The sequence below is a fragment of the Vibrio amylolyticus genome (assembly GCF_023145695.1).
Lineage (GTDB): Bacteria > Pseudomonadota > Gammaproteobacteria > Enterobacterales > Vibrionaceae > Vibrio > Vibrio amylolyticus.
The window spans coordinates 1-25,515 of sequence record NZ_JAJHVV010000006.1 but is presented as its reverse complement, the minus strand read 5'-3'; the positions used below and the strand labels follow the sequence as shown (position 1 = coordinate 25,515).

The following is a 25,515-nucleotide window of genomic DNA, read 5'->3' as shown; positions in this document are numbered from 1 at the left end:
ACTAAGCTCATGAATCGTCTCTCAATATCGCAAAAGATCAGCATTCCATTATTCACTATATTGGTTGTTTTTATTGCTTCTACGCTTCTCTCTGTGATTCAGGCAAATAAGCAAGAAGACCTCAACACCTTATTAAACCAAAACGTTCAACCTGCAATGGGCAGTTTAGAAGATGCATATCGAGATTTGTATCAGGTAACAGTAGCGGCCCAAGGGGTTGCGCGAAGTCAATCGAGTAGCGAAGTTCAGTACCATGTCGCGGAGTTTAAAGATAACGCCTATGAGGCAGTGCCGAGGATGAGAAAGGTACAGAACCTTTTTGATATTGGCTTTTTACCAAAAGGGGGGGAATCCGACCTTAAGGAATTAATTACTGCAACGGAGCGTTGGATAAAGTTATACGAACCAATGATCAATCAGCCAGATAACGCTTCTGATTACCTGTCTATCAATGAAGACAAGATTAACGCAGAATTTAAAGCGATGCGAAGTAGCCTTAAGACGATCAGTAATCAAATAGAAGAAAAACAGAACATACTTCGCGACGATGTGAAAAGCTCGATCATGTCTGCAAAACTGACCGTAGAAATTGGCCTGGTTATCGCGCTTATCGCGGGTGCTATCGCCTTTTGGATGATCAAGCAGTTCGTTCTTAAACCTATCACCAATATAGAAAAAGCCATGGCCGATATTGCTCAAGGTGATGGTGATTTATCAAAACGTATGGAAGTGACTAGCCAAGATGAACTTGGTCGAGTAGCTGAATCTTTCAATCAATTTGTTGGCAAAATTCACATTACCGTTGAAGAAGTCATTATCTCTTCCAATGCGGTCCGAGCGGATATGGAGAACATTAAATCTTTAACACAGAGCATCGCATCATTTAGCTCGAATCAACAGCAAGAGAGTGAAGCTGTTGCGACTGCTGTGCACGAGATGCAAGTCACGAGCGCAACCGTGAGTGATAACGCTAATGAAGCGGCCCAAGCAAGTAGCAGTGCAAACCAAGAAGCCGATCAAACCAGCACACTTTTAGGCCAAACGGTCACGTCGATACAGAATCTTTCTTCTGAAATAGACAATGCTAGCCAAGTTATTCATACACTGGATCATGATGTTGGCGATATCGTTTCTATCCTTGATGTTATACGAGGTATTGCAGACCAAACTAACCTACTTGCGCTCAATGCGGCCATCGAAGCGGCTCGTGCTGGCGAACAAGGCCGCGGATTTGCAGTGGTTGCTGACGAGGTCCGTTCGCTTGCAAGCAGAACACAAGAAAGCACTGGTGAAATTCAGTCAATGATTGAAAAACTGCAGGAAGGTGCGAAACAAGCCGTTAGTGTTATGGAAGCCAGTAAAAACAGCAGTAATGCGACGATTGGTACTGCAGGTTCAGCCTCTGAATCACTCGATAAGATTCGTAACTCCATTGCTCAAATGAACGATATGAACACCCAAATTGCTTCCGCCGCAAGTCAACAGTCGAATGTGAGCCATGAGGTAAACGAGAACGTCCAACGCATAGCGGATAACAGCTATCAAATGGTAGAAATGGTGAATAGTGCCGATAATGCCTGTATCAGTTTATCGGAACAGTGCCAAAAACTGGATGATTTGGTTGCTGAATTTGAAGTTTAATACCCTGTAATACCGTTAATCTTCAACCATAAAGCTTCAACCTAACGCCCAGTTAAGTTGAAGCTTTTTTAATTCCATCGAATCGGACTTAATGACGACACGCGCATTTTAAGTAATAATCACTCCCACTTTCTGCGTATGACTTTCAAGGCTTTGTTATCACTATGCTCAATCCGAAACTCATTTCTCTATTGCCCGACTTGGCTTCGTTTATTTTGGTTGTAAACGAAGGAAGCTTTACTGCAGCAGCAAAAACACTGCACGTGACACCCTCAGCTTTGAGTAAACTCATCACTCGTTTAGAAAGCGCACTGAATGTGAAACTGTTTGAGCGAACGACGCGAAAACTGGTGATCACCCAAGCAGGAGAAAAGATCTACGATCAAGCCGTGCTCATGATTAACGCCGCCCAACAAGCTGTTGAAGTCTCCACCGCTGATCATAGCGAGCCATCGGGCGTGTTAACCATCGCGGCCCCTGAGGCGTTTTTAAACTCCGTGCTTCAACCTTTCGTTGTTCCTTTTCTTAAACAATACCCATTAATTCAGTTAAAGCTAAGAGCCGTAGATGGTGAAATTGACCTATTCAAACATGGTATTGATGTCGCGTTTAAGCTGACCGACACACCGGATGAAAAACTGGTACTCAAAGAAATTGGGCAAACTAACTTAGTGTTGTGTGCAAGCCCTGACTATATTGAGCTTCGTGGAATGCCTACTCACCCAACCGACCTTATTGAGCACGACTGTTTATACTTAGCAGAAACCGAGCAAGATAATATTTGGGACTTTTTGAAAGATGATGAATTTCATACAGTGACTGTCTCTGGTCGATACGCGGTGAATCACTCTCAAATGCGCTTAAATGGGGTGAAAAGCGGTTTAGGGATAGGTATTTTCCACGACTTTGTCGTCAAAGATGCGGTTGATGAAAAGCGTGTTGTCGCCGTTTTACCCAATTGGACCATCAAAAGTAGCTATCACGGTGAGATAGCAATGCAATACGCGCAAACCAAATACATGCCAGCGAGGCTACGAGTGTTTATCGATTTCGTCATGGACAACCTAACCAACAAACTCGCTTTAACTTAACTAGTCTTAACTTAACTCCGATTTCAGCGAATTAAACGCCACTTCTCATTTTAAACGGCAAACATAAAAAAGGTTGTACTCAATGAGTACAACCAGCGTTTACTGCCTTTAAGAAAGTCTTCAAAAAGGTTAACCGAAGAGACGCTTCCATATACTTGGATTTCGACGGTCGTGAAACTCAATACGAAGATCGTCTACTTCGCGTAGTGCTTCTTGTGCTAATTCTAGCTCACCGTTTTCAAGCTGCTCTTCAACATTATCAATCGCAAGTGTTAGCTTTTTAAAGCCTTCCATGTAAAGTTCTTCACGCTCTTCTGGGTGTTCTGCTTGCTTCGAACGTTGAATTAACGCCGAGAGGTTTGTCATCGCTTCTTGCATTGTTTCGATGTCTTCTGCCTTAGCGGCTTGTCTAAATTCAAAGCCCATCTTCTTCATGGTCTGAGTCATATCGAAATCTTCAGCCATAACGTTGGTAGAAAGTGTAACCGAAGACAAAGCAAGCCCTAATAGGATTGGTAGTGTTTTTTTCATGATGTTTAAATTATTGGAGAATATTTGGCGTAATTGTAAATGAAAACAGTTAAAGGTTTGAATAGAAAAGTGTATCAATTTACACAATCTATCTAGGCTCAATATTCGACCGTCATTAAGCCTAGATATTCTATAACCTGAACACTATAGGTCGCTGAACTCCTCAATCGGTTCACGTCCACGTAACTCCAAGAAACCTAGAAACTGACGAGGGGTATGAGTGATCACTTTAGCGGGATCAATCTCTATACTGTTTAGCAAAGTGTCGACGAGCTCGAATTTACCAATATAACTGCAAAAATGGGCGTCACTCCCTGTCGTGATAAAAGCACCATATTGCTTTGCTAAACGAGCAATTTCGTAACAGCGATCAACACTTCCAACTCGGTTAGTTCCTGTCAGTGACGTATTATTAATTTCGATGGCAACGTTAAGCTTAGCCGCGCACTGAATCACCGCGTCAAAATCAAAGTCAAAGTTAGGATTGCCTAGATGCCCTAGTGCATCGACACGCCCACCCTTAATGACATTGATTAATGCTTCAGTATGAGTGGCCTTGTCTGCAGGCTTAAAGACAGGTTCATGGAAGCTAGCAAGGACCCAATCTAAGTTGCCATCAACCGTCGGTGGGATATCAATGTCACCTTGCGTATTCATGATGTTAACTTCGCATCCTCTCAATACCCCTACGCCTTCTAGAAATCGTGGAAGAATACGTTGATTAGAGAAGAACCAGTAATGAGGCGCACCAGGCATAGACTCAGCATGATCAGTAGTACAGAAGAGTGTTAGGCCATTCTCTTTGGCAGATTTAGCGTTTTCGATCAAAGTGCTATAAGCGTGACCGCTAGCATAGGTATGAGTATGAGTATCGACACACAGTTTCATTGTTCACTCTCAATTGTAGATAAATTCTCTGCCAATGAGTTTACCAACATCGATACAAGTCGTCTTGCAACAAATGGGATAAAACTCATCGGATATTTCATAAAGAGTGACTAGTATTTCCTTGTTATATGACAAGTGGTATAGCGTCTATAACGTAATTGTCTGAACCGCTTATTCTTCACACAATTCTTTAAACATCGGCAGAGCCTTCTCCCAACCATTATTAAACATTGAGACAAAATCCGGGTGTGTCTTTACCGTCACCTGTAGTACAACGGAACTCTCTAGTTCACTGATGTAAAACTCTTCAGATGAACCAATCCACTTATCTGCAACATCACTATCAATATCTTGTAGGTGTTCAGGGAAAAAGATGCCTACGTGGTGGTACTCGATAGATTGATTCTTAACGATCTTATCGATGCAAGCTCGCGTTCCGCCCAAACTCGGGTCAAAAAACAGCATATCTTCACCTTCATTCCAATTTCCTTCAAATTGAGATTGAGGTGAAAAGGCTTTTGCCCAACGTTGATAATTATCGCTCTCTGTCAGTATCTTCCAAACGGTCTTAGCATCTGCGTTGATTTCTATACCGTAATTAAGCGTTAGCATATGTTTTCCTAATAAAATGTCCTACTTACAGGTATAGATGAATTTGCTTTCATTTAGATTAATAAAACACCTTTTTGCGACTTAAAACTCACGTAACGTCTGTTTTATGACCAAATTCACACAATTTCAAGCCTTTAAATTTATAGAATTTTTTGCATCATTGAGTGTTTCGACAATACTTAGTAGAACTAGTCGCAATGGATCTGCCAATGAGAAAGCGTCGTTATTCCCTGAGTATCCACATCACCAGTCTATTTTTGGTTCTAACTACCCTAGTAGGGGCGGTGCTCATTGGTATTAGTTACAACCACTCTCAAGCCTTATTAACGGCCAGTGCAAAGGAAGTGAGTCGAGAAAACTCACGAAAATTGGAAACGGCGTTTAAACAGAGCACTGGCCCAGTGTTTACCACCTTAGATTTTCTTGCATACAGTCCAGTGGTCGAACAGAGTGGTAATCCGCTAAAACATAAGCAGTGGCTCTCGTCGATTGATCTCATCTTCGAACGAAATAAGAGTTTGGTCGCTCTCTATTATGCACTTGAAGACGGCACTTTCACTCTGTTGAGCCCGTTACGAACCAATTTAGAAAGAGACAGGTATAACGCGCCTGCCAAAGCGAGTTTGATGATTAACATCACCAAGTTATCAGGAGCCAATGAGTTCTACTTTCTTGACGGAAACCATAACAAAATCGGTTACACAAATAGCAAAGATAACGAGTTTGACCCTAGGGTAAGACCTTGGTTTATCAACGCAGACATCGACGGTGAAATCCGATTAACCGACCCGTATATGTTTTACTTCCTGAAAACCAATGGTGTCACCCTCTCTCGTCGTTCGATTAACGGGAAGGCTGTGTTGGGTGCTGATTTCACCTTAGATTCAATGTCGAAACAGATCAGCGAGATTGGCTTTTCAAGCAATTCCAAGATTCTATTATTCGATAGTAATTTCGATGTCCTAGCACATCACCAGTCGGGGCTGGATCTTAATCAGCCACTGGATAAACTGAACGAATCGATAAACAGCAGTGTATTCAAGTCCATCTTAAACCGAATAAGCACTCAGACCCTTTACGAACAGGTCTCTTATAGCAACCTTTTATGGTCAATCACTTTAACCCCTGTCACGCTCAATAATCACGCGAGATTGTTACTAGCAGAAGCAACACCTCAAGACGATCTCATCAGTAATCTGGTCTCAATGCGAAATAAGCAAATCTCAGTCGCGATTTTAATGTTGGCGGTGAGCTTTCTAATTGTGTGGATAATTGCACGAAGACTGGCAAATCCACTTCAAAACCTCGTCGACCTCACTGACAATATCGCCCGCTTTGATTTTAAAAAAACACGCTACCCTAAAAGCATGATTAAAGAGGTCACAAATCTCACCCAATCCATTGAATTAATGGAGCATACGCTACACGACCTATTGAGGTTACTAAGAGAAACAGCGTCTAATCAAGACTTTAATGTATTAGCAAAAACCATCACTCATCAAAGCTATCTCGTCACTCGTGCCGAAACGATTATTCTATTCGTCTACTCGGAGCAAGAAGAAAAATTTAATACCGCCGCTAACCATGCCATCATTCCGTTTAAAATCGAGATTAACTCTTTTTTGAAAGAGACACCTTGGATGTTAACCGATCTTAAAAAAGGAGAGGTTATTCACCTAAATCAAGATGATAATGCGTTAATCAAGCATAAAGAGTACCTCTACAACTCCGATATCTACTTCTTTCCCCTACTCAATCGAGAGAAACAGCTCGTTGGTGTTTTAACGCTTGGGTATGAAAGAGAAATCACCAAGCAACAAAGCGATAAGCACGCTTTCCTTAGCGAATTACTTAGCTTTGCCGAAATTGCTAAGGATAACATTGATCAAATGGAACAGCAGAAACAGATGCTTAATGCCTTTATAGAGCTCATTGCTTCTGCGATTGATACTAAATCCCCTTATACAGGAAGCCATTGCCAGCGCGTCCCTGAATTAACGGAGATGCTCATCAAAGCAACCGTCAAGGATGATAAATACTTCCCTAATTTCTCAGTAACACCAAAGCAAGAAGAAGAGATTCACCTGGCAGCCTGGCTTCACGATTGCGGTAAGGTCACGACACCTGAATACGTCGTTGATAAAGCCACCAAATTGGAAACGATATATGACCGTATCCATGAGATAAGAATGCGCTTTGAACTGCTTAAATCACAAGCTGAGATCGATTACTGGAAGGCTCTCCAGAAAGGGGGAGACGAAGCGTCATTACAAGAAGAGCTAGCACAACAACAGCGTGCTTTAGACAGTGAATTTGAATTTGTTGCCTCCGCTAATATTGGTGGCGAGTCAATGAGCGATGCCGATGTTGAACGGTTACAAACCATCAGTCAAAAACAGTGGAAACGGACACTCGATGATCAACTCGGCGTTTCTTGGATTGAGCAACAAAGAGCGGGAGTCCAGCCCCAGTTGCCGGTAATGGAATCATTACTGGCAGACAAAAACGTCCATCAAATTCACTGGAAAGAAGGCTGCAAGCCCCAAGATCTCTGGAAGGAAGCCTTTATTCTTGAACCGGGAGAGCTCAAATATAATCGTGGGGAGCTATACAACCTATCGATAACGAAAGGAACCCTCAATTACGAAGAACGCTTCATGATTAACGATCACATCATCCAGACTATTTCTATGCTGAAGCGCCTTCCCTACCCTGAACATTTAAAAAATATCCCTGAAATCGCAGGCGGCCACCATGAAAGAGTGGATGGCAAAGGTTACCCTCGTGGTATCAACGAAGAGCAGCTTTCTATCCCTGCACGTATCATGGCGATTGCAGATGTACTCGAAGCGTTAACTTCAAGTGACCGCCCTTATAAGAAAGGAAAGTTACTCAGTGAATCTATTTCAATTATGACGGATATGGCAACCTCAGGACACATCGATCCGAAGCTCTATATACTGTTTTTAGAAAACCAATTACATGAGATCTATGCAGATAAGTTTTTACCAGAAAAACAACGGGATAGCATTGAAAAAGAGCTACATATTCAGAAGGTAAAAGAGTACTTAAAGACCTTATTTTAATCCATATAAGGTTTAACTTTCTCAACGAGATCCGTACAGCTAAGGTTCAGCCATACATGAAACTGTTCCGTTGCGATGAACGAGTTTGAGAACTCGATATCTTGAAGTTCATAATTGTATTCAATGGCGATAAACTCTCCACTGTATTTATCGGCAAACAGTAAATCGACTCTCTCTTTGGTTAATAACTCAAAACCTTGATCCAACGTATTAATTTCATGTACATCGAGCCCATGACTATAAACTAATCCACTTAGGCCTAATTTTGAGTAGGAGCTAAGCATTGCCACGGAGTAGCCTTTCAACTCAGAGAGATCATCCCATTCCAAGTCACCCTTCTGAGTTAAGCGATAAAAGCCTAGCTTTATCACTTCTTCAGATAAGATCCACTTATAATAATCTGGGGCACTTTTATCTCTCGGTGGATAAAAACTTAAGCACCAACCTCTCTCAAGGAGCTGCTTCCCAATACGAGTAGGAGGAAGAAATGAAGCATGGACATCAACATCAGACATAGCTGGATGAGAGCGCAACTTCTCAAAAGCAATACCATCACTTTTGAGCTTTGAGGTCGTATAAGGGGGAAACTCGACAGCTAGCACGTTAATGCTGAGTTGCGCAGATGCCTCCCCTAGAATTAACCAACTGCCAACTATCACCCACACTTTTACAAAGGTCATCAATAATCACTTTTTGAGTTTATTGTCATTATAGAAACAAACCGATGAAGCAATCGATTCTCAATCGCGTTTATCGGGCTTAGTTATCACTATTGACTGCAACAGTTCAGTATATTCTTAGCTTTAAACCCATGAGCAGCGTATCGACACATAAACGCCAAGCGCACCTCCCATCCACAGACTTACTTCGTAATGTAACTCAGTAACTCCACTACCTGAGAAGGACATTCCGCCCAAGCCATTGCTGCTGCATCTACCTCTTTGAGTGGATGAATAAGTGACTCATCATGCAGGGTGATAAAAGGTTTATCTAGGGCCGCTAAAACACCTGCATCAAAAGCTGCGTTCCACTGCCTGTATTTATCACCAAAGCGGACAATGCCAATATCGCACTGCTTAATTAGCGTCTTTGTTCTTATCGCATTCACTTTTGAAGACTGATGGTCGCGCCAAAACTGTTGCGTGTTTTCTCTCAATAAATCGCCGGCTGCGTCGCTGGATTCATGATCTGTATTTGCCGAAAAAAACTCAACGTCCAAACCAAGTTCTTTACTACCATTAATAATCTGCTCGCGCCAATCGGTATGAATTTCACCACTTAAATAAACTTTCCAACTCATATTACTTCCTTATTGTTCGTATTCTAATTTTCTTGTGGTCGCGCAATAACATCCGCACGAATTACAGTTTGTTCAATCACAATATCACCAAGTTGCTTACGACTGTCTAAATAATGTGATGTTTCTTTATGCTGCTTTAACGCTTCTTGATCACGATAAACTTCGTACAAGTAGAAAGTGCCTTCAGACTCTTTATCTTGAATTATATCAAACTGATAACACCCATCTTCATTTTGGACAGAAGCCTGAGCATTCTCAGTCATAATTGATTTGTAGCGCTGTTCATTCTCTGGTTCCACTCGATTTTTCACAATTATGCAGTACATATTCTAATTCACCTCAGATTCTTTTTTCCCAACCACGAATCTACATTGTTGTAAATTACACGATAAATTGTATACAATTATTGTCAAGTTAAAATACAAGGATAGTAATATGACGACAAGACCTTCCCCTTTTCTTGGAATGCGACATATTGCACTCGTCGTAGAGAAGTTTGATGAATGCGAGCGGTTCTACACACATATAATGGGAATGAACATTCTAAGACGTGCCAACGATAACCTAGTGTACTTAAGTACAGGACAAGATAACCTTTCTCTTAGCCGAGCACTGGGCGAACGAAGCACCTCTAACACGAGCGTTGATCACTTCGGCTTCATGGTGGAAAGCAAGCAAGCGCTACAACATTGGTTTGAATTTATGGAGGTTGAAGGCGTTACATTACTCGATCAGCCTCATGACCATAGTGATGGGGCACGCAGCTTTCATTGTGTTGATCCAGAGGGACATATTGTTCAGCCTATCTACCACCCTGCTATTTTTCAATAGGAGGAGGATACACAACCTAGCTCATACCCAATTCTACGCCTACACTTTAATTGTCATGGATGATGTGACCTAGTTCATAGTCTTCTATATTGGGAACTCGCTTTAACGAGAGGTTTTGAGATGACGATTAATAAGTACTTTGTTTTTGTTCCTCGAGATGTGGAAAATCAATCGCACAACGAACAAAATAATTCATCGAAAAGAGAATCCCAACGTCAGGCAATGGTTCAATCAGCGCAAAAAGAAGGGGGGCTATAACCCCTTTCAAGTACTGAAAATATTGGCTTAATTTTAAAAGCACGCTCTCCATCTTCTATTAACCATCTAGAGATTGTTAGCGTGCTTTTTGCGCTGCATTCGAAGCGCCATCTAAATAAGCCCTAGCATTTTCAATTTTCGATAAATGGTATTTCTGCTGACACCAAGTAGTCGTGATGTTTTGCTGATGTTTCCTCGTGTAGCTTGATAAGCGTCAATCAGAGTTTGATCGACGGTCGACTTTAAATCCTTACTTTCAGCCATTTCATTGTTACTTTTTATAGGCTTTGCTTTCATTTGACGGAAGATGTGACTAGGTAGGTGTTCGATGTGCAAAGACTCTTCATGGCTTGCCAATAACGTCGTTACCTTTAACACGTTATCTAGCTCGCGAATGTTACCAGTCCAACAGTGGCTCATAAAGAGTGCCATAAGCTCTTCAGATATGATTTGAGGTGCTTGTGCGTATTTCTGATGCAAAGTATTGATTAGCGTTCGTTTATCCTTCCTATCGCGTAACGGAGGGACTTCGACTGTTAATCCATTGATACGATAATAGAGGTCTTGCCTAAACTTGCCTTGCTCTATAAGTTGTTCAATATCTTTATGCGTTGCGGCTATCACTTGTATATCAACGGGGTGACTTTGAGCAGAGCCAACGGGAACCACTACTTTTTCTTGAAGTACATGCAACAAACGGCACTGTGCTTCCAAAGGCATATCGGCGATCTCATCAAGAAATAAAATACCTTTGTCTGCTTGTCTTATCTTACCGACAAACCCTTTATTGTTTGCACCGGTAAATGCCCCTGCTACATGACCAAACAATTCAGACTCAACCAGATCTTTTGGCAGTGCTCCACAGTTAACCGTAACAAGTGGGCCACGTCTACGAGAGCTGCATTTGTGCAATGATTTTACGAACTCACTTTTTCCGACGCCCGTTTCACCCAATATCAGAAGGCTAATGTCTTTATCGATCACTTTTGTCGCTTGCTGCCAAGCATGTTCTATACGATCATCGCCATGATGTAATTCACACGAAACCGATACAGTTCTCACTTTACGCTTTGTCGCGTTCAGTTGTTGCTTTTCAAAGACCAAACCGGGGATGGGTCGTTGCGATTCAAACAGATTATCGATGGAATGTCCGATAACCGAAGGTTGTGATAATAGCTGTAATGCTACTCGGTTATTGGCCAATATCTTACCATTTTCATCAGCAATCAGAATACCCTGCCACCCACTGTAAAGGAGTGATTTCTCGCAGGCTAAATCAATGCGTAGAGAACCTTGAGGAATATGACTCAACAAGTAGTTTTCCACCAGTTGAACCATATTTTGAACCAGCACTTGTACCGATATATCGTGCTCCTGCTGCTCGCTAGTGATATCCAATACTCCGATCATATTCCCTTCATGATCAAATAAAGGACTCGCAGAACAACTGATGAACTGATGTTGCTTGATGAAATGTTGGTCACCGATAACGGAAATAGGCTTGGCTTCAATCAGCGCTGTCCCAATGGCATTTGTTCCTTTCAATTTCTCTTGCCAGCAAGCACCACTACCAAGCGCAATAGCAGTGAGTTTTTCTTTGAATCGTGGCTGGCCCCAACTGGAGATTATGACCCCATCAGGGTCCGTTAATATCAATCGACTGTCGGTTCGAGCAAACATCTGATTGAACAACGGCAACGCATGCTTTTCCACAACATCAATCATCGATTGTGTTTCACGTCGTCGCTCACTTAATAACATCGCAGACAGTCGCGTGTCCTCTGGTAATCGACGTTGTTTTAAACCCGCATCACTGCTTCGATTCCATGAGGAGCTTAGCCATTCCGGTGTTTCGTTAACTTGTAGTCGCATTGCTCACATACCTAACTCAATGGTTCACTGGCTCACGCGTTTATTGATATAGAGTCAGTGTTTCATATTGATACAGTTCAAGTGTTCCAAAATGAAACAGCTGAACATAAATAATTCTGAACCACTCATCGCTCTGACAGGCTGATTCAAACCATTACTTTTTTGCAATCATAGTTTTACATTTATTTAACAACAAACATTTCATTGTTGGCGTGTGATTTGCGTTTAGCTATTGGAACAAAAAGCACGTTACTTACCTGTTTTAAACACAAACGATGAACGTTTCATCGCTTTACATTGAAGGATCAAATTATGATTTATGCGCAGCCTGGTCACCAAGATTCAGTCGTCAGCTTTAACTCTCACTACGACAATTATATTGGTGGGGAATGGGTCGCTCCTGTCGAAGGAAAATACTTTGATAACGGCTCGCCAATTAACGGAGAAAACTTTTGTAAAGTGGCGCGCTCCGGAGAAGCTGATATTAATCTTGCCTTAGATGCTGCTCATTCAGCACGTGCAAGCTGGGCTGCCACAAGCGTGACCGAGCGTTCTAATATTTTACTAAAAATTGCAGACCGTATTGAAGAACATTTAGAAGAGCTGGCCGTTGCTGAAACATGGGAAAACGGTAAGCCCGTGAGAGAAACCTTAGCTGCTGATCTACCTCTCATCGTTGATCACTTTCGTTACTTCGCAGGCTGCATACGAGCACAAGAAGGCAGCGCAGCGGAACTTGATGTTAACACCGCGAGCTATCACTTCCCTGAACCAATTGGTGTTGTCGGACAGATTATCCCATGGAACTTCCCAATGCTGATGGCGGCTTGGAAATTAGCGCCAGCACTCGCCGCCGGTTGTTGTGTGGTACTAAAGCCCGCGGAACAGACTCCTGTGTCCATTTTAGTGCTCATGGAAAAAATTGGTGATTTAGTCCCCGCAGGCGTCATTAATGTGGTTAATGGTTTTGGTACAGAGGCAGGCCAAGCGTTAGCAACAAGCAAACGAATTGCCAAATTAGCGTTCACTGGTTCAACTCAAATAGGAAACCACATCTTAAAATGCGCCGCAGATAGCCTAATCCCTTCAACGGTAGAACTTGGTGGTAAATCGCCGAATATCTATTTCTCTGACATCTTCGATCATGAAGACAGTTATTTAGATAAGTGTGTTGAGGGGATCTTGTTAGCCTTCTTTAACCAAGGTGAGGTGTGTACGTGTCCGTCTCGAGTTCTAATCCACGAATCCGTTTATGACAAATTTATAGAAAGAGTCGTTGAACGTGCTAAAACCATCAAACAAGGCAACCCACTGGATACCGATACTCAAGTGGGCGCTCAAGCATCAAAAGAGCAGTTTGATAAGATCCTTAGCTATTTAGAGATTGGGAAGCAGGAAGGGGCACAGGTTCTTGTTGGTGGTGAAGTAGCACAACAGAGTGAAGACCTTGGAAATGGTTTCTATATTCAACCGACCATGCTCAAAGGCAACAACAAAATGCGTGTATTCCAAGAAGAGATCTTCGGCCCTGTCATAGCCATCACAACCTTTAAAGATGAAGCAGAAGCGTTAGAGATAGCCAATGACACCGAATATGGATTAGGGGCTGGTGTATGGACTCGCGATGCCAATTTAGCTTATCGCATGGGCCGAAACATCGAAGCTGGGCGAATCTGGGTGAACTGTTACCACGCCTACCCTGCTCATGCGGCATTTGGTGGCTATAAAAAATCGGGCATTGGCCGTGAAACGCATAAAATGATGCTTGATCACTACCAGAACACGAAAAACTTATTGATCAGTTACGACACCAATCCATTAGGTTTCTTCTAATCGGGATTACATTTATGAGTCGAATTGAACGGTAACTAACAGAGCAATAACGAACTGAGCGGTAACTAAATAGGCCAGAAACAAAAATCCCCACTATTTCTAGTGGGGATTTTTTAAATTATCTTGTCACGCAATGTGATTATGATTCGCTGCTGTTAGTGCGACGACCATGTCCACGTTCGCCACGGTAGTTGCCACGATTGTCGCCACCACGGTTGCGGTCAAAACGACGTTCGCCATCGCGGTTTCCACCTTCACGGTTTCCATCGCGTCCGCCTTCACGGTTGCCACGGTAACCACCGCCATTGCCACCATTACCGCCGTCACGGCTACCACGATGTCCGCCTTCACGACGACCACGGTGACCTTCACCACCACGTCCGCCTTCACGGTTTCCACGGTAACCACCACCATTGCCACGACGCTCGCCACCGCGACCACCGCGAGACTCACGGAAGTCATCAAAGTCACTTACTACAGCGCCAACTTCTTTCTGACGGATGCGAAGCTTAGCAAGCTTACCTGCAGTCTCAGAGTTCATTGCTTTAGGAAGCTGAACGTACGTTTGACCTTGAGCTAGTTTGATAGCACCGATAGAACCTTTAACTAGGCCTAGTTCGTTTGCTAGTGCGCCAACGATGTCTTTAACTTGAACACCTTGATCGCGACCTACTTGAAGCTCGTAAGTATCCCAATCTTGGTTATTGAAGCTACGACCGCCTTCACGACCACCCTCACGAGGGTTATCACGACGCTCTTTACGACGTTGCTTATCACGTTCGATAGCGGCAACCATTGGGTCAGCACCAACGTAGAACAGTGGACGCTTACCTTGTTGACGCTTAAGTAAAATAGCGGCTAGCGTTGCTGCATCAATTTCTAGCGACTCTTGTAGTTTCTCTACAAGCTCGGCGAACTTCTCTACTGCTTTATGTTCTTTTTCAGCTTCTAGCTCTGCACCAAGTTTAACTAGGCGAGCTTCTGCTACTTTGTCACGTAGTGGAAGTTGGATTTCTTCCATAGATGACTTAGTTACACGTTCGATAGTACGTAGCATGCGGATTTGGTTAGGGCGAACTAATAGAATCGCTTTACCTTTACGTCCTGCACGGCCAGTACGACCAATACGGTGAATGTAAGATTCAACATCGAATGGGATGTCGTAGTTAAATACGTGTGTGATACGTGGAACATCAAGACCACGAGCAACAACGTCAGTTGCTACTAGGATATCGATAACACCTTGCTTGATGTTGTCTACAGTACGCTCGCGTTGAGATTGTGGAATGTCTCCGTGAAGTGCCGCTGCTTTAAAGCCGCGAGCCAACAACCAATCAGCTAAGCGCTCAGTGTCTTGACGAGTACGTACGAATACGATTGATGCGTCAGTCTCTTCAGTTTCAAGTAGACGAGACATTGCTTCATCTTTCTCGATACCTTTAACAACCCAGTACTGCTGTTCTACTTTATCAACCGTATGGTTTTTACCCGCTACATCAACGTGCTCTGGGTTACGTAGGAAACGCTGTACAATGTTTTTAAGCATTGGAGGCATAGTTGCAGAGAATAGTACGCGTTGCGCAGTCTCTGGAGCTTGTTCCATGATCCAAGTTACGTCATCAACAAAACCCATGTTCAGCATTTCATCTGCTTCATCAAGAACGAATGTCGCTACTTCATCTAGGTGTAGACGGTCGCGGTTGATAAGGTCTTGTACACGGCCTGGAGTACCTACAACAATGTGTGCGCCAGATTTTAGGGCACGCATTTGATCAACGATAGATGCACCACCGTAGATTTCTAAAACTTTTAAGCCCTTGATATTTTTACCAAGGTTCTTCACTTCTGCTGCTACTTGAATTGCTAGCTCACGTGTTGGTGCTAGAACGATAGCTTGTGGCTTACGTTGGTCAAGGTTTAACTTGCTAAGCAGAGGAAGAGAGAATGCTGCTGTTTTACCCGTACCTGTTTGAGCTTTACCAAGCAGGTCTTTACCTTCGATAAGGTGAGGAATTGCTGCCGCTTGAATAGGTGTTGGTGAAACAAAACCCATTGCGTCTAAAGCTGAAAGGATGTCTGCGCTCAGGTCTAGTTCACTGAACTTAATTTGTACTTCTTGGTCTGCCATGTGGATCCCACTATATTAATTAACGAAAGGTCCCACGAGCTCTACCAATTCCAAATCCAATCCAGTTTTGAGCTGATTCCATTCAGATGCAGATAAGTTTCAAAATGCATCAAGCCGCTAGGGACAACAACTTAAGGGACGCGGATTATTCCCTAAACTCACAAAAAAATCCAGAAAAAATTGAAATACATCACAATTTTGTCCCGTTATAGGCTTTCGCGGTCACATAAGCGTCACTTTTTTACGTTAGCGTCTTTTAATTAACCAATTGAACAGCCTGCAAGCATCATGAAAGGGACTCTTTCTTATAGCCATATTCCCACTCAATGATTATAGTGGGCGCAATCAAACTCCTAAGAAGTGAAAAAATGCTCCAAGATAACCCACTATTAGCTCAGCTCAAGCAACAGATTCAAGAGAACCTTCCAAAAAAGGAAGGCACAATCAAAGCAACTGATAAAGGCTTCGGCTTTTTAGAGGTCGATAATAAGACCAGTTTCTTTATCCCACCACCGTATATGAAGAAATGCTTACACGGTGATAAAGTCGTGGCGATCATTCGTACTGAAAAAGAGAAAGAGGTTGCCGAGCCTCAAGAGCTAGTTGAACAAGGGTTAACTCGATTTATTGGTCGAGTGAAGCTTTTTAAAGGAAAGTTAAACGTTACACCAGATCACCCACAACTTAAAAAGCAGTCATTTAAGGCAAAAGTGAAGAAAGGGCTTAACCCTGAACACTTTGCTGAAGGTGACTGGGTGGTTGCTCACCTTATCCGTCACCCTTTAAACGGTGAGAACGGTTTCTTTGTTGAGATTTCAGAGAAGATTACTGACGCCGATGACAAAATAGCACCGTGGTGGGTGACACTTGCTCAAAACGACTTACCAAACAGCGAGCCGGCAGGCATTGAAAATTGGGAATTAAAGGATGATGCTGACTTAGAGCGCATCGACATGACCCACATTCCTTTCGTTACTATCGATGGTGAGTCCACCAAAGATATGGACGACGCACTATACGCGAAAAAGAAAGACAACGGTGATTTCGAATTAACCATCGCTATTGCTGATCCTACCGCTTACATCACACCTGATGATGAAATGGATAAAGTCGCACGTGAGCGTGGCTTTACTATTTATATGCCGGGTCGCAATATTCCTATGTTGCCTCGAGATCTTGCTGACGAACTGTGTTCGCTGATTGAAAACGAAGTTCGTCCTGCCCTGTGTTGTAGCGTCACGGTAAGTAAAGACGGTGTTATTGGAGAAGACATTAAGTTCTTCGCTGCCAATATCAAATCTCATGCTCGCTTAGTTTACGATCACGTTTCAGATTGGCTTGAAAATGGTAGCAGTGATTCATGGCAGCCCACTGAAGAGATTGCTTCTATTGTGCGTGACCTGTTTGAGTTTTCTCAAGCTCGAGCCAATTGGCGTCAAACGAACGCTGTTGTTTTCCCTGATCGCCCAGACTACCGTTTTGAGCTTAGTGAAAACAACGATGTTGTCGCTATTCACGCTGATATGCGTCGCTCAGCAAACCGCCTTGTTGAAGAGTCAATGATTACCGCGAACATCTGTGCAGGTAAAACACTGAAAGCCAACTTTAATACCGGTGTGTTCAACACTCATTCTGGTTTTAAACCTGAAAAGATAGCCGACGTCATCAAACTGGTGAATCCGGAAGGCGAGCTACCTTATAATGCAGAAAGCGTTGAAACACTAGAAGGCTTTGCAGCACTTCGTCGCTGGTTAGGTGAACAAGACACAAGCTACTTAGATAATCGTATTCGTAAATCTCAAACTTATAGTGAAATGGGTAACCAGCCCCTTCCACATTACGCCATGGGACTTGATATTTATGCGACATGGACATCTCCAATCCGTAAATATGGCGACATGATTAATCATCGTATGTTGAAAGCCCATGTACTCGGCAAAGAGCCAGTCCAGACCCCAGACGAAACCGTTGGTGAAGAGATGGCGCTGCATCGTAAACACCATAAGATTGCAGAACGAAATGTCGGAGATTGGCTTTACGCGAGAACCTTGATTGATGAGCCAGCAAAAGAAACTAAGTTTATTGGTGAAATCTTCGACATTAATCGTGCAGGTATGCGTATTCGATTGCTTGAGAATGGCGCTGCTGCTTTCATCCCTGGCTCTCTTGTTGTTAATAACAAAGAGCGCATTGACTGTAATTCTGAAAACGGCACACTGTCGGTAGATAAAAACCTTGTCTATCGATTAGGCGATACACTAGAAGTGGTACTGGCAGAAGTTAATCTTGAGAATCGCAATATTGTTGCGAAACCCACTCAAGAATTCCCACTTGAAGTCGTAGAAGCCGCCAACGAAGAAAAGACAGGTGAAGAAGAAACAACTAAAGAGAAATAACATTTAGGCTCACTAGCTTCATTTATTATTACTCGATAGATCAAAGGCGCTAATCTTAGCGCCTTTTTCATACCTGATGGATGATTAAAGCCTTTGTTGCCACTCCCAAGCACGCTACTCCCAAATGTAGGACTTTGGGTCTTTCTCAACTTCTCGGGTAAGCGCCGTTAGGTCCGTGCTTTTAAAAAGAAATGGATAGGGCATCCATGACTCCCCTTCCTCACTTGGGATAGTCAGTTCCCACAGTTCGTTTTGGTTATTCCATAAAATTCTTGCCACGTTGCTAGAGTAGTCACAATGGCTAGAATCTAACAAGTAGTGCTGCTTTATAAATTGAACCCCATTACCCATCGGTTCAAAACCAGACTTACCCAACTCGACCGGTAAACTACGATTGCGATTCTGGCATACGGCTTGAGCGCGACTTTCTACTTGTTTTTGCAATAGATTGATTAAGCTCATTCAACCTCCCTAACCTCTTTTTTATAATTTTAGCTCATAGAGATAATAGTCATAAGTTAAATTTGCATCTTGGCGGGCTTTCACAAAACTGTCATCTATTCGACATAAGATACTTAAAATTTCGAACTTATCTGGAGTCTACAATGTTTCGAGTTGCCCTAGCCGCTCTATTATCGATCGCCCTTTTACCAAGTTACTCAGTTGCAAAAGAAGTCCACATCTCTGGCTCTACGTCAGTTGCGCGTATCATGGATGTCTTAGCAGAAAAGTATAATGCACAACACCCAGAGAGCTTCATCGCCGTTCAAGGTATAGGCTCGACAGCTGGCCTGACACTGCTTGAAAAAGGTGTCATTGAAGTCGGAATGAGCTCTCGATACCTCACAGAGGGTGAACAAAATGAAAACCTAACCGTCAGTACTGTTGCTCGTGATGGACTTGCGGTTGTCGTCAACAACGCAAACAGCGTCGTTAATATCACCCGAGAGCAACTCTATGATATCTACAAGGGAAAAATAACGAACTGGAAAGAAGTGGGTGGCGCTGATCAAAAGATTGCCGTTGTCACTCGAGAGGCTTCTTCCGGTAGCCGATATAGCTTTGAAAGCTTATTGGGATTAACCCAAGTTATCAACAACCGCCTAGTTTCAGATATCAGTACTGATAACTTAGTCGTCAACAGTAATAGCATGGTGAAAACCATTGTTAATCATAATAAACAAGCGATAGGTTTCATTTCTAAAGGTTCAGTTGATCAGTCTATTCGAGCGCTCTCTCTAGAGGGTACAAAAGCAACCAGTGATAATATTGCTTCTGGAGAATACGCTTTGTATCGCCCTTTTTTAGTTGCTTACAACAAAGAGACGCTGAGTAAAGAAGCTCAAAGCTTTTTAAACTACATCCACAGTAAAGAAGCAAAGATGTTAATTCAAGAATACGGTTATACCGTTGCAAAATAGGTGACTGTTTTTGATTTGAAGAATAACTAAGCCAAATTAATTAAACAAAAAGGAGAGCTAATGCTCTCCTTTTTTTTATTCGATATTATGGTGTATTTAGAAGTGAACCTGGATTACCGAGGTGACAACGCAGCCAGGTCGACGAATACCTTCGATCTCAACTCTAATTTCGCGTTCTATCTCTAACCCCTTCTTAATTGGGGTAACCTTAGATAAACGGCTAACGGCACGAACGTTATTATCTGATTTAACTGGATACGGGAATCGAACCTGATTTAGCCCTAGGTTAACCACCAACTTCGCAGTAGGAAACAATGAGTTAGTCTCATCAACACTGTCCGTTAACCTTGGTAGCAACGCTAATGTTAAGAAACCATGAGCAATCGTTGTCTTAAACGGTGACTCTTCTTTGGCACGCTCTGGATCGGTGTGGATCCACTGCATATCTTCCGTAATTTGCCCAAACTGATCGATTCGTTGCTGATCGATAAGCATCCAGTCACCGGTATGCACGACATCACCAATTTTCTGTTGCAATGCATCGTAAACTTCTTGAGCTTCGGGCTTTAGAACAATCGGTTCAGCAATTGGTGAATCTTCATTCACTGCAGGCTGATGAAAATCTTTGAACTTAGCAAAAAGTTGGCTGCTATTTGTCTTCGTTAACAGGTCTTCCCAGTACGTACGTACTGTAGGAGACATCCACTGCAAAAATTCTGCATGGTGCTTCGACATAGACTCACCACGATGCTTAAAAAGATTCGCGACTTTCATAAAAACCTCAAAGATTAATCAAGATACTCAATAACACTGCATATTTTGAAGCACTTCACACTTATGTGCAAACACTTTTGGGCGTACAATTGTATCCCCACATGCAATATATTCATATTAAACAACAAGATAAAAATAAAACATAATTTTATTAGCGTAATTAAAATCAGTTTCATATGCGTTTATTGATAATTATAAATGCGGTTCACATCACTATTGGCTCTATCCTCACTGATGAATAGTTGAGCAAACAAACCGTTACACTACAATTTGTGCTTTACAACATTCGTGCCAATACCTATTATAATCGCCGTACGGAGAGATGGCTGAGTGGTCGAAAGCACCGGTCTTGAAAACCGGCAAGGGTTTGTAGCCCTTCTAGGGTTCAAATCCCTATCTCTCCGCCACATTCAATCAAAAAAAGCCTTTGAATTTCAAAGGCTTTTTTTGTATCTGCTGATCTCAAATGTCGCTCCTAACCATAGGGGTAAGACATATGTACCTTCATAAATCACCATCTAGTATTTACTATTACCGTAAAGCCGTACCCAGAGCATTGATAGGGCTCGGTTATCCCACTCATATAAAAATCAGCCTAAAAACTAAATCACGCCCTATCGCCATCGAGCGAAATTTGGTGATCGCTGCTCTGGTTCAATCTCTGTTGAGTCAGGCAGAAATCGTGCCCTATCAACACTTAAAAAAAGAGATAAATGCAAAGATTGAACAGCTCTGCCTTAACAAGGTAGCAACTCAACTTAATAAGCCTAAAGAGCCTACTGTTAGGTTTACCAAAATATCACTGCAGATGGGTTTAATTCGTTTTATCGAAAGCAAACACCAAGATGGATTACGGTCATTAACCGTCTCCCAACTGCAACAGCGAATCAGTCACTTTGTAAACTTAAATCAAAATTACTCATTGACGGATATTAATCGTAGTTTGCTACATCGCTACATCGATCAACTCAAAGCTGAAGGTCGCAGTGCTAAGACGAATAAAGAATATTTGGCTGCCGTTAAGCAATGGCTAAGTTGGTGCGTTGATCATGAATTGCTTAATAATAATCCAACGATTGGTGTTAAAGCTCAGTTCAAGCGGAAAAAGCTGGCGCGACAAGAACGGGTTCGCTGGAGCACTAAGCAAACAAACCAACTGTTTGAAAGTAAAGTTTGGCAACAAGAAAGTGAAGCCTTTCAATGGGTGACACGTTTAGTCTTATTTATGGGCCTCAGGCCCGCAGAGGCTTGTCAGTTACGTCCCTGCGATATCTCAGTGCTAGATGGCTACCAGTGTGTGGCTATTACGGACCAAGGTGAGCATATGCGAGTAAAGTCCTCTCATGCAGTTCGTTATGTTCCCATCCACCCTTGCCTGCTGAGCTTAGGCTTTATTGAGTGGATGTTAAATCTCAATCAACCCCACATTTTCCATAATACGCTAAAAAAAGATATGGATTGGTCTCGTGCCTATGTTCTACGTTTTGCAAAGCTACTTAACGCTCTCAACTGGGCAGCAGGTGAGCGTCCTACAGCCTATGGTCTCCGCCATACATTTATTGACACACTAAAGCAGAAGGATATCGCTGAGCAAGTTGTTGTAGATATCGTCGGCCACGCAGTGCAAAGCCTGACATATGGTCGCTATGGAAAGGTAACCCCCATTGCTAAGTTGTACGAAACGATTTGTCAATTTAACCCTGGAATTGGGGGTGTATATGCCTAAGCTAAATCAAACCCAACTTCGTGGTCTTGTATACACCTTTAAAAAGGTCTATCACAACCAATATGGTGCTGCAGAGTTGCAGCTATTTGAGATTAACTCTCTAACGTTAAATGATATTCAAGATATGTATAATATCTGGGAGTCTCTTTATCATGGAGAGTATCTAACACAAGAGTTACTTCATGATATTGGTTTTCCTACCTGGAAGCAGAAACTTTGGTTTGGTTCACTAGAGCGCTTTCAAAAAGCAATGAAACCGGAGCGCTTTCAAAAAGCAATGAAACCGCCTACAACAATTCCGTTCGAGATCATCACCAAAGAAGATTAGGAAGAACAGGGCCTTGACTTCAAGGCCCTCGTTTTGCTGGCTATGGGTACATCTAACTGTAGTACACACTCTAGAAATCACACTCGGTAGTTAATGTAATGACAAAGTCGCTTGGTAATTACGATACGACAGAATCGCTTGGTGATCACACTCTAGAAATCAGCTTTGTAACACATTTTTGGACAATAATGAGCTAGGTTGGAACTAGAGTTAGCAACTCACACATTATGTAATCTAACTCTATCTTCAACTACGCTAGACTTAACCAGTCATAAGATCTGAATGAATATACAATTTACAGTGTATTTAAAATAGATAGAGCGCACTCGTGGCTTCACAAGTATGCTAAGACTAACTAGTCGAACCTCGTGCCACGATACGACTGACTCGTGAGTAATGTAAATCGAAGTGATTCCCTATTTGTTTTTGCGTATAGCCACCACTGTTAAATGCCGCAATAATGGCATCATTTCTACTTGGTGCTGAGTCTTGGTATTCCTTTAGCGAAAGGGGTTTAGCACGTCTCTGTTTTGCTGGAACCTCTTTGATGTCTCCCTCTTCTAAATCCAAGTTAGGAAGATGACTGCTCACAAATTCTTCGCTACCTAAATACATCTGCTGCTTTAAACTTGTCCATAGTGGCTTACCAACCCCCTCGTAAACGAATTGCTTGTATTTCTCAACGGCTTTATTTCGCTGCCGCCCAAATTGAAGCAAGGTTTGATCAACAGTTAGCCAGTCAGGTGCCTCTTTTAAACCAGTAATGAAAGGCCAACTGCTCCACTCATATTCGTTCGGCGTATCTACCATAATTGCTCGAACGGGGTTAAGTAGTATGTAGCGCCCTACCTCTAAAAGATAAGCCTCTTTATCAACCAAAATAGCTTTGTAGCGGCCTTGGTACAGGTGGCCGACTCGATTGTGCTTTCTGTTGAACTTTTGTGTATACACACCGTTTAGCTGGCGCATCCCTTTGCTGAGGTTGCCATCAGGAGTTTCTATTAACAGATGATAGTGATTGGTCATTAAGCAATAACTGTGTATTACCCAATTGAATCGTCGACATGTCTCAGCTAATACGCCTAGGAACAAATCAAAGTCAGCTTCATCTAAATAAATCGGCTGTCGCGCATTGCCCCTAGAAGTCACATGGTACAGCGCCCCTGCATACTCTACTCGTAATGGTCTACTCATTGTCTTCCCTAAACAAAAATGGCCTAGCTAAAAAACTAGACCACCCTCATCAAAAAAGCAAAAGGCAAGACCTGACCCTGTTAGTTCTGTTTTCAAACAAAGGGGCACCTCACCGCTATGCTTTCCTCTTGTTAACAAACGGTTTTAGCATCACCATTAACACTTTCAAATGTCGCCCCGGTGATACCAACCGACTCTAGTCTTCTCTTAACTTCTTCGCTAACAATAATAGAACCTAAGTGTTTTTCTATACGAAAAACATGTTTACCACCCGTTCGAGTAGGATCTATGACAAGGTTATAAAAGCCACTATATTGACCTGCTTTGTCTGGCCTAACAGGGTCATCTATCGTATATTTTTCAAAGCTAGACCTCTCTTCATCGACACAGTCCATCTGTGATTCTATAATCATCACAAAGTATTTCTGCTCTGTGTTCTTTCCTTCAATATTCACTGATTCGAACACAATATTTTGATAAGGTTCATCAACTTCATCTATACCTTTCAGAGCCTCTTTTATTCTTGAACTAACCACTGGCACGCTAGCATATCCAGCGAGAGTATAATCAACCTCTTTGCCATCAAACTTCAAATCTAAAGTAAAATTTCCAGGCTCCATGAACTCAACGGGAGGATCTCTGAATAGCCAATTATCAACATATCTAATATCCCCAAGAAACCATTTTTCTGGAAATTCCACATCCGCTCTTAATAAAAAGTAATTCATATTATCGTTTCGTTAACCATTTATTCACTGGGCTTCCGGGGATAGCCGCTTCTGTTTTAATCATATTTAAAGTCTGTGTTACAGCCTCTTTATATGCTTCCGTATTCGGCACTAGCCCCTCTGTTGCTTGATCCAAACGGCCATAAACATACTGATGGTACGCTTGAGGATGCGGCCCTCGATGCCCAGCTACAGCCACTAAGTTTTCAGTTGCATTATTAATATTTAAATCTGAACCATCGAAAAACCTTTGAAACTCTTTGGACCATGCTGTTTGACCATTTGCACCTACGTTACATTTATTCGTACAAATATGGTGAATTGGTACACTATCATAGTTTGGCGGAGCATTAACTGAATTTCTACCTCCGTCAAGAGTATGATAGCTACCACTCTTATCTTTATAAATTAGTTTACCATCAGAGCTATAATATCCTGTCGATAGATATTCCCCTCCTCTTGGTCCACTTACAGTAGCCTGACCGCTAGAGTTTATTTTAACAGTGAATCCTTCCGGAACATTATAATTAGGAGCAGGCAGTCCAAGAGGAACCTCTCCTCCAACATTAGAGTTTAATCTATCGGCAATATTAGCATCCTTAGCCAGCACTTCACTGCCGCCACTTATGCCAACTTCATCCCCGATCTTAGACATCAACACACACTCGGGGTCAGGTCTTGCTTTTTGCTATTACCCAATTAATTGGATCTGTTACCTAACCTCCTTCGCCCCTAAACAAAAGTGGCCCAGCCAAAAAGCTAGGCCACTCTCTTATAAAAGGCAAAAGGCAAGACCTGACCCCGTTAGTTATCAACCATATGAGCTCGAACAGGGTTGAGTAGGATGTAGCGCCCTACTTCCAAAAGATAAGCATCC

23 protein-coding genes and 1 tRNA gene are annotated in these 25,515 nt (G+C 42.5%); 11 read left to right on the top strand and 13 right to left on the bottom strand.

What is annotated here, in order from left to right; all coding sequences use genetic code 11:
• The first annotated feature begins 9 nt into the window (after positions 1-9).
• Both KP803_RS10485 and KP803_RS10480 read left to right on the top strand, forming a co-directional pair.
• Positions 10-1,641 carry a methyl-accepting chemotaxis protein gene (locus tag KP803_RS10485; RefSeq protein WP_248008789.1) on the top strand — a complete coding sequence of 544 codons (1,632 nt, stop codon included), beginning with the start codon at positions 10-12 and terminating at the stop codon, positions 1,639-1,641.
• 164 nt (positions 1,642-1,805) lie between these two features.
• Positions 1,806-2,732 carry a LysR family transcriptional regulator gene (locus KP803_RS10480; protein WP_248008788.1) on the top strand — a complete coding sequence of 309 codons (927 nt, stop codon included), beginning with the start codon at positions 1,806-1,808 and terminating at the stop codon, positions 2,730-2,732.
• 129 nt (positions 2,733-2,861) lie between these two features.
• Here KP803_RS10480 and KP803_RS10475 read toward each other — a convergent pair whose 3' ends face one another.
• From KP803_RS10475 to KP803_RS10465, 3 genes are all read right to left on the bottom strand, one after another.
• The gene (locus KP803_RS10475) at positions 2,862-3,263 is read right to left on the bottom strand and encodes a cytochrome b562 (protein ID WP_248008787.1); all 402 of its coding nucleotides are present in this window, start codon (positions 3,261-3,263) and stop codon (positions 2,862-2,864) included.
• Positions 3,264-3,407: 144 nt separating this feature from the next.
• Positions 3,408-4,151, bottom strand: coding sequence for a phosphatase (locus KP803_RS10470; RefSeq protein WP_248008786.1), 744 nt, complete (start codon positions 4,149-4,151; stop codon positions 3,408-3,410).
• 171 nt (positions 4,152-4,322) lie between these two features.
• A complete protein-coding gene (locus KP803_RS10465) occupies positions 4,323-4,763 on the bottom strand; it encodes an SRPBCC domain-containing protein (protein ID WP_248008785.1) in 441 nt (146 codons plus the stop codon).
• Positions 4,764-4,972: 209 nt separating this feature from the next.
• Between KP803_RS10465 and KP803_RS10460 the strand changes: the two genes are divergently transcribed.
• Positions 4,973-7,849, top strand: coding sequence for an HD domain-containing phosphohydrolase (locus KP803_RS10460; RefSeq protein WP_248008784.1), 2,877 nt, complete (start codon positions 4,973-4,975; stop codon positions 7,847-7,849).
• Here KP803_RS10460 and KP803_RS10455 read toward each other — a convergent pair.
• From KP803_RS10455 to KP803_RS10445, 3 genes are all read right to left on the bottom strand, one after another.
• Entirely contained in the window at positions 7,846-8,529 is a 684-nt protein-coding gene (locus tag KP803_RS10455) for a hypothetical protein (protein WP_248008783.1), read from the bottom strand. The two genes, KP803_RS10460 and KP803_RS10455, sit on opposite strands and share 4 nt — an antisense overlap.
• A gap of 182 nt (positions 8,530-8,711) precedes the next feature.
• Entirely contained in the window at positions 8,712-9,149 is a 438-nt protein-coding gene (locus KP803_RS10450) for a YtoQ family protein (RefSeq protein ID WP_248008782.1), read from the bottom strand.
• A gap of 23 nt (positions 9,150-9,172) precedes the next feature.
• On the bottom strand, positions 9,173-9,475 hold the full coding sequence (locus KP803_RS10445) for a putative quinol monooxygenase (RefSeq protein WP_248008781.1): 303 nt from the start codon (positions 9,473-9,475) through the stop codon (positions 9,173-9,175).
• A 109-nt stretch (positions 9,476-9,584) separates the two neighbouring features.
• Here KP803_RS10445 and KP803_RS10440 point away from each other — a divergent pair, with 109 nt between their 5' ends.
• Both KP803_RS10440 and KP803_RS10435 read left to right on the top strand, forming a co-directional pair.
• Positions 9,585-9,980 carry a VOC family protein gene (locus tag KP803_RS10440; protein ID WP_248008780.1) on the top strand — a complete coding sequence of 132 codons (396 nt, stop codon included), beginning with the start codon at positions 9,585-9,587 and terminating at the stop codon, positions 9,978-9,980.
• 120 nt (positions 9,981-10,100) lie between these two features.
• Complete coding sequence (locus KP803_RS10435; RefSeq protein WP_248008779.1) at positions 10,101-10,238, top strand: hypothetical protein; 138 nt, start codon at positions 10,101-10,103, stop codon at positions 10,236-10,238.
• 111 nt (positions 10,239-10,349) lie between these two features.
• Here the strand turns inward: KP803_RS10435 and KP803_RS10430 are convergent, their stop codons facing one another.
• Positions 10,350-12,110 carry a sigma-54-dependent Fis family transcriptional regulator gene (locus KP803_RS10430; protein WP_248008778.1) on the bottom strand — a complete coding sequence of 587 codons (1,761 nt, stop codon included), beginning with the start codon at positions 12,108-12,110 and terminating at the stop codon, positions 10,350-10,352.
• A 312-nt stretch (positions 12,111-12,422) separates the two neighbouring features.
• Between KP803_RS10430 and exaC the strand changes: the two genes are divergently transcribed.
• The gene (exaC, locus tag KP803_RS10425) at positions 12,423-13,943 is read left to right on the top strand and encodes an acetaldehyde dehydrogenase ExaC (protein ID WP_248008777.1); all 1,521 of its coding nucleotides are present in this window, start codon (positions 12,423-12,425) and stop codon (positions 13,941-13,943) included.
• Positions 13,944-14,082: 139 nt separating this feature from the next.
• Here the strand turns inward: exaC and KP803_RS10420 are convergent, their stop codons facing one another.
• Positions 14,083-16,071, bottom strand: a complete 1,989-nt coding sequence (locus KP803_RS10420) for a DEAD/DEAH box helicase (protein ID WP_248008776.1) — start codon at positions 16,069-16,071, stop codon at positions 14,083-14,085.
• 368 nt (positions 16,072-16,439) lie between these two features.
• Here KP803_RS10420 and rnb point away from each other — a divergent pair, with 368 nt between their 5' ends.
• On the top strand, positions 16,440-18,467 hold the full coding sequence (gene rnb, locus KP803_RS10415; protein ID WP_248008775.1) for an exoribonuclease II: 2,028 nt from the start codon (positions 16,440-16,442) through the stop codon (positions 18,465-18,467).
• Between the two features lie 114 nt (positions 18,468-18,581).
• On the opposite strand, the gene KP803_RS10410 is transcribed toward rnb, so the two are convergent.
• On the bottom strand, positions 18,582-18,929 hold the full coding sequence (locus KP803_RS10410; protein ID WP_248008774.1) for a DUF3024 domain-containing protein: 348 nt from the start codon (positions 18,927-18,929) through the stop codon (positions 18,582-18,584).
• A 143-nt stretch (positions 18,930-19,072) separates the two neighbouring features.
• Here KP803_RS10410 and KP803_RS10405 point away from each other — a divergent pair, with 143 nt between their 5' ends.
• Positions 19,073-19,888, top strand: coding sequence for a phosphate ABC transporter substrate-binding protein (locus KP803_RS10405; protein ID WP_248008773.1), 816 nt, complete (start codon positions 19,073-19,075; stop codon positions 19,886-19,888).
• A 96-nt stretch (positions 19,889-19,984) separates the two neighbouring features.
• On the opposite strand, the gene KP803_RS10400 is transcribed toward KP803_RS10405, so the two are convergent.
• Complete coding sequence (locus KP803_RS10400) at positions 19,985-20,662, bottom strand: MaoC family dehydratase (protein WP_248008772.1); 678 nt, start codon at positions 20,660-20,662, stop codon at positions 19,985-19,987.
• A gap of 316 nt (positions 20,663-20,978) precedes the next feature.
• Here KP803_RS10400 and KP803_RS10395 point away from each other — a divergent pair.
• From KP803_RS10395 to KP803_RS10385, 3 genes are all read left to right on the top strand, one after another.
• A tRNA-Ser gene (locus KP803_RS10395) sits at positions 20,979-21,069 on the top strand.
• Positions 21,070-21,158: 89 nt separating this feature from the next.
• The gene (locus KP803_RS10390) at positions 21,159-22,388 is read left to right on the top strand and encodes a tyrosine-type recombinase/integrase (RefSeq protein WP_248008771.1); all 1,230 of its coding nucleotides are present in this window, start codon (positions 21,159-21,161) and stop codon (positions 22,386-22,388) included.
• Complete coding sequence (locus tag KP803_RS10385; protein ID WP_248008770.1) at positions 22,381-22,716, top strand: hypothetical protein; 336 nt, start codon at positions 22,381-22,383, stop codon at positions 22,714-22,716. The genes KP803_RS10390 and KP803_RS10385 overlap by 8 nt, the downstream gene beginning before the upstream one ends.
• A 351-nt stretch (positions 22,717-23,067) precedes the next feature.
• Here the strand turns inward: KP803_RS10385 and KP803_RS10380 are convergent, their stop codons facing one another.
• The 3 genes from KP803_RS10380 to KP803_RS10370 all read right to left on the bottom strand — a co-directional run bounded on the left by KP803_RS10380 (position 23,068) and on the right by KP803_RS10370 (position 25,293).
• Entirely contained in the window at positions 23,068-23,910 is an 843-nt protein-coding gene (locus tag KP803_RS10380) for a transposase (RefSeq protein ID WP_248008769.1), read from the bottom strand.
• Positions 23,911-24,041: 131 nt separating this feature from the next.
• Positions 24,042-24,611, bottom strand: a complete 570-nt coding sequence (locus tag KP803_RS10375) for an imm11 family protein (RefSeq protein ID WP_248008768.1) — start codon at positions 24,609-24,611, stop codon at positions 24,042-24,044.
• 28 nt (positions 24,612-24,639) lie between these two features.
• A complete protein-coding gene (locus KP803_RS10370; protein ID WP_248008767.1) occupies positions 24,640-25,293 on the bottom strand; it encodes an AHH domain-containing protein in 654 nt (217 codons plus the stop codon).
• Positions 25,294-25,515: the final 222 nt, after the last annotated feature.

What these genes read in the sequence shown, in the direction of transcription:
- KP803_RS10465 (WP_248008785.1), bottom strand. Translation starts at nt 4,763, where the DNA reads ATGCTAACGCTTAATTACGGTATAGAAATCAACGCAGATGCTAAGACC.
- KP803_RS10470 (WP_248008786.1), bottom strand. Translation starts at nt 4,151, where the DNA reads ATGAAACTGTGTGTCGATACTCATACTCATACCTATGCTAGCGGTCAC.
- KP803_RS10450 (WP_248008782.1), bottom strand. Translation starts at nt 9,149, where the DNA reads ATGAGTTGGAAAGTTTATTTAAGTGGTGAAATTCATACCGATTGGCGC.
- KP803_RS10460 (WP_248008784.1), top strand. Translation starts at nt 4,973, where the DNA reads ATGAGAAAGCGTCGTTATTCCCTGAGTATCCACATCACCAGTCTATTT.
- KP803_RS10435 (WP_248008779.1), top strand. Translation starts at nt 10,101, where the DNA reads ATGACGATTAATAAGTACTTTGTTTTTGTTCCTCGAGATGTGGAAAAT.
- KP803_RS10420 (WP_248008776.1), bottom strand. Translation starts at nt 16,071, where the DNA reads ATGGCAGACCAAGAAGTACAAATTAAGTTCAGTGAACTAGACCTGAGC.
- exaC (WP_248008777.1), top strand. Translation starts at nt 12,423, where the DNA reads ATGATTTATGCGCAGCCTGGTCACCAAGATTCAGTCGTCAGCTTTAAC.
- rnb (WP_248008775.1), top strand. Translation starts at nt 16,440, where the DNA reads ATGCTCCAAGATAACCCACTATTAGCTCAGCTCAAGCAACAGATTCAA.
- KP803_RS10390 (WP_248008771.1), top strand. Translation starts at nt 21,159, where the DNA reads ATGTACCTTCATAAATCACCATCTAGTATTTACTATTACCGTAAAGCC.
- KP803_RS10430 (WP_248008778.1), bottom strand. Translation starts at nt 12,110, where the DNA reads ATGCGACTACAAGTTAACGAAACACCGGAATGGCTAAGCTCCTCATGG.
- KP803_RS10385 (WP_248008770.1), top strand. Translation starts at nt 22,381, where the DNA reads ATGCCTAAGCTAAATCAAACCCAACTTCGTGGTCTTGTATACACCTTT.
- KP803_RS10410 (WP_248008774.1), bottom strand. Translation starts at nt 18,929, where the DNA reads ATGAGCTTAATCAATCTATTGCAAAAACAAGTAGAAAGTCGCGCTCAA.
- KP803_RS10380 (WP_248008769.1), bottom strand. Translation starts at nt 23,910, where the DNA reads ATGAGTAGACCATTACGAGTAGAGTATGCAGGGGCGCTGTACCATGTG.
- KP803_RS10455 (WP_248008783.1), bottom strand. Translation starts at nt 8,529, where the DNA reads ATGACCTTTGTAAAAGTGTGGGTGATAGTTGGCAGTTGGTTAATTCTA.
- KP803_RS10485 (WP_248008789.1), top strand. Translation starts at nt 10, where the DNA reads ATGAATCGTCTCTCAATATCGCAAAAGATCAGCATTCCATTATTCACT.
- KP803_RS10440 (WP_248008780.1), top strand. Translation starts at nt 9,585, where the DNA reads ATGACGACAAGACCTTCCCCTTTTCTTGGAATGCGACATATTGCACTC.
- KP803_RS10405 (WP_248008773.1), top strand. Translation starts at nt 19,073, where the DNA reads ATGTTTCGAGTTGCCCTAGCCGCTCTATTATCGATCGCCCTTTTACCA.
- KP803_RS10475 (WP_248008787.1), bottom strand. Translation starts at nt 3,263, where the DNA reads ATGAAAAAAACACTACCAATCCTATTAGGGCTTGCTTTGTCTTCGGTT.
- KP803_RS10480 (WP_248008788.1), top strand. Translation starts at nt 1,806, where the DNA reads ATGCTCAATCCGAAACTCATTTCTCTATTGCCCGACTTGGCTTCGTTT.
- KP803_RS10400 (WP_248008772.1), bottom strand. Translation starts at nt 20,662, where the DNA reads ATGAAAGTCGCGAATCTTTTTAAGCATCGTGGTGAGTCTATGTCGAAG.
- KP803_RS10445 (WP_248008781.1), bottom strand. Translation starts at nt 9,475, where the DNA reads ATGTACTGCATAATTGTGAAAAATCGAGTGGAACCAGAGAATGAACAG.
- KP803_RS10370 (WP_248008767.1), bottom strand. Translation starts at nt 25,293, where the DNA reads ATGTCTAAGATCGGGGATGAAGTTGGCATAAGTGGCGGCAGTGAAGTG.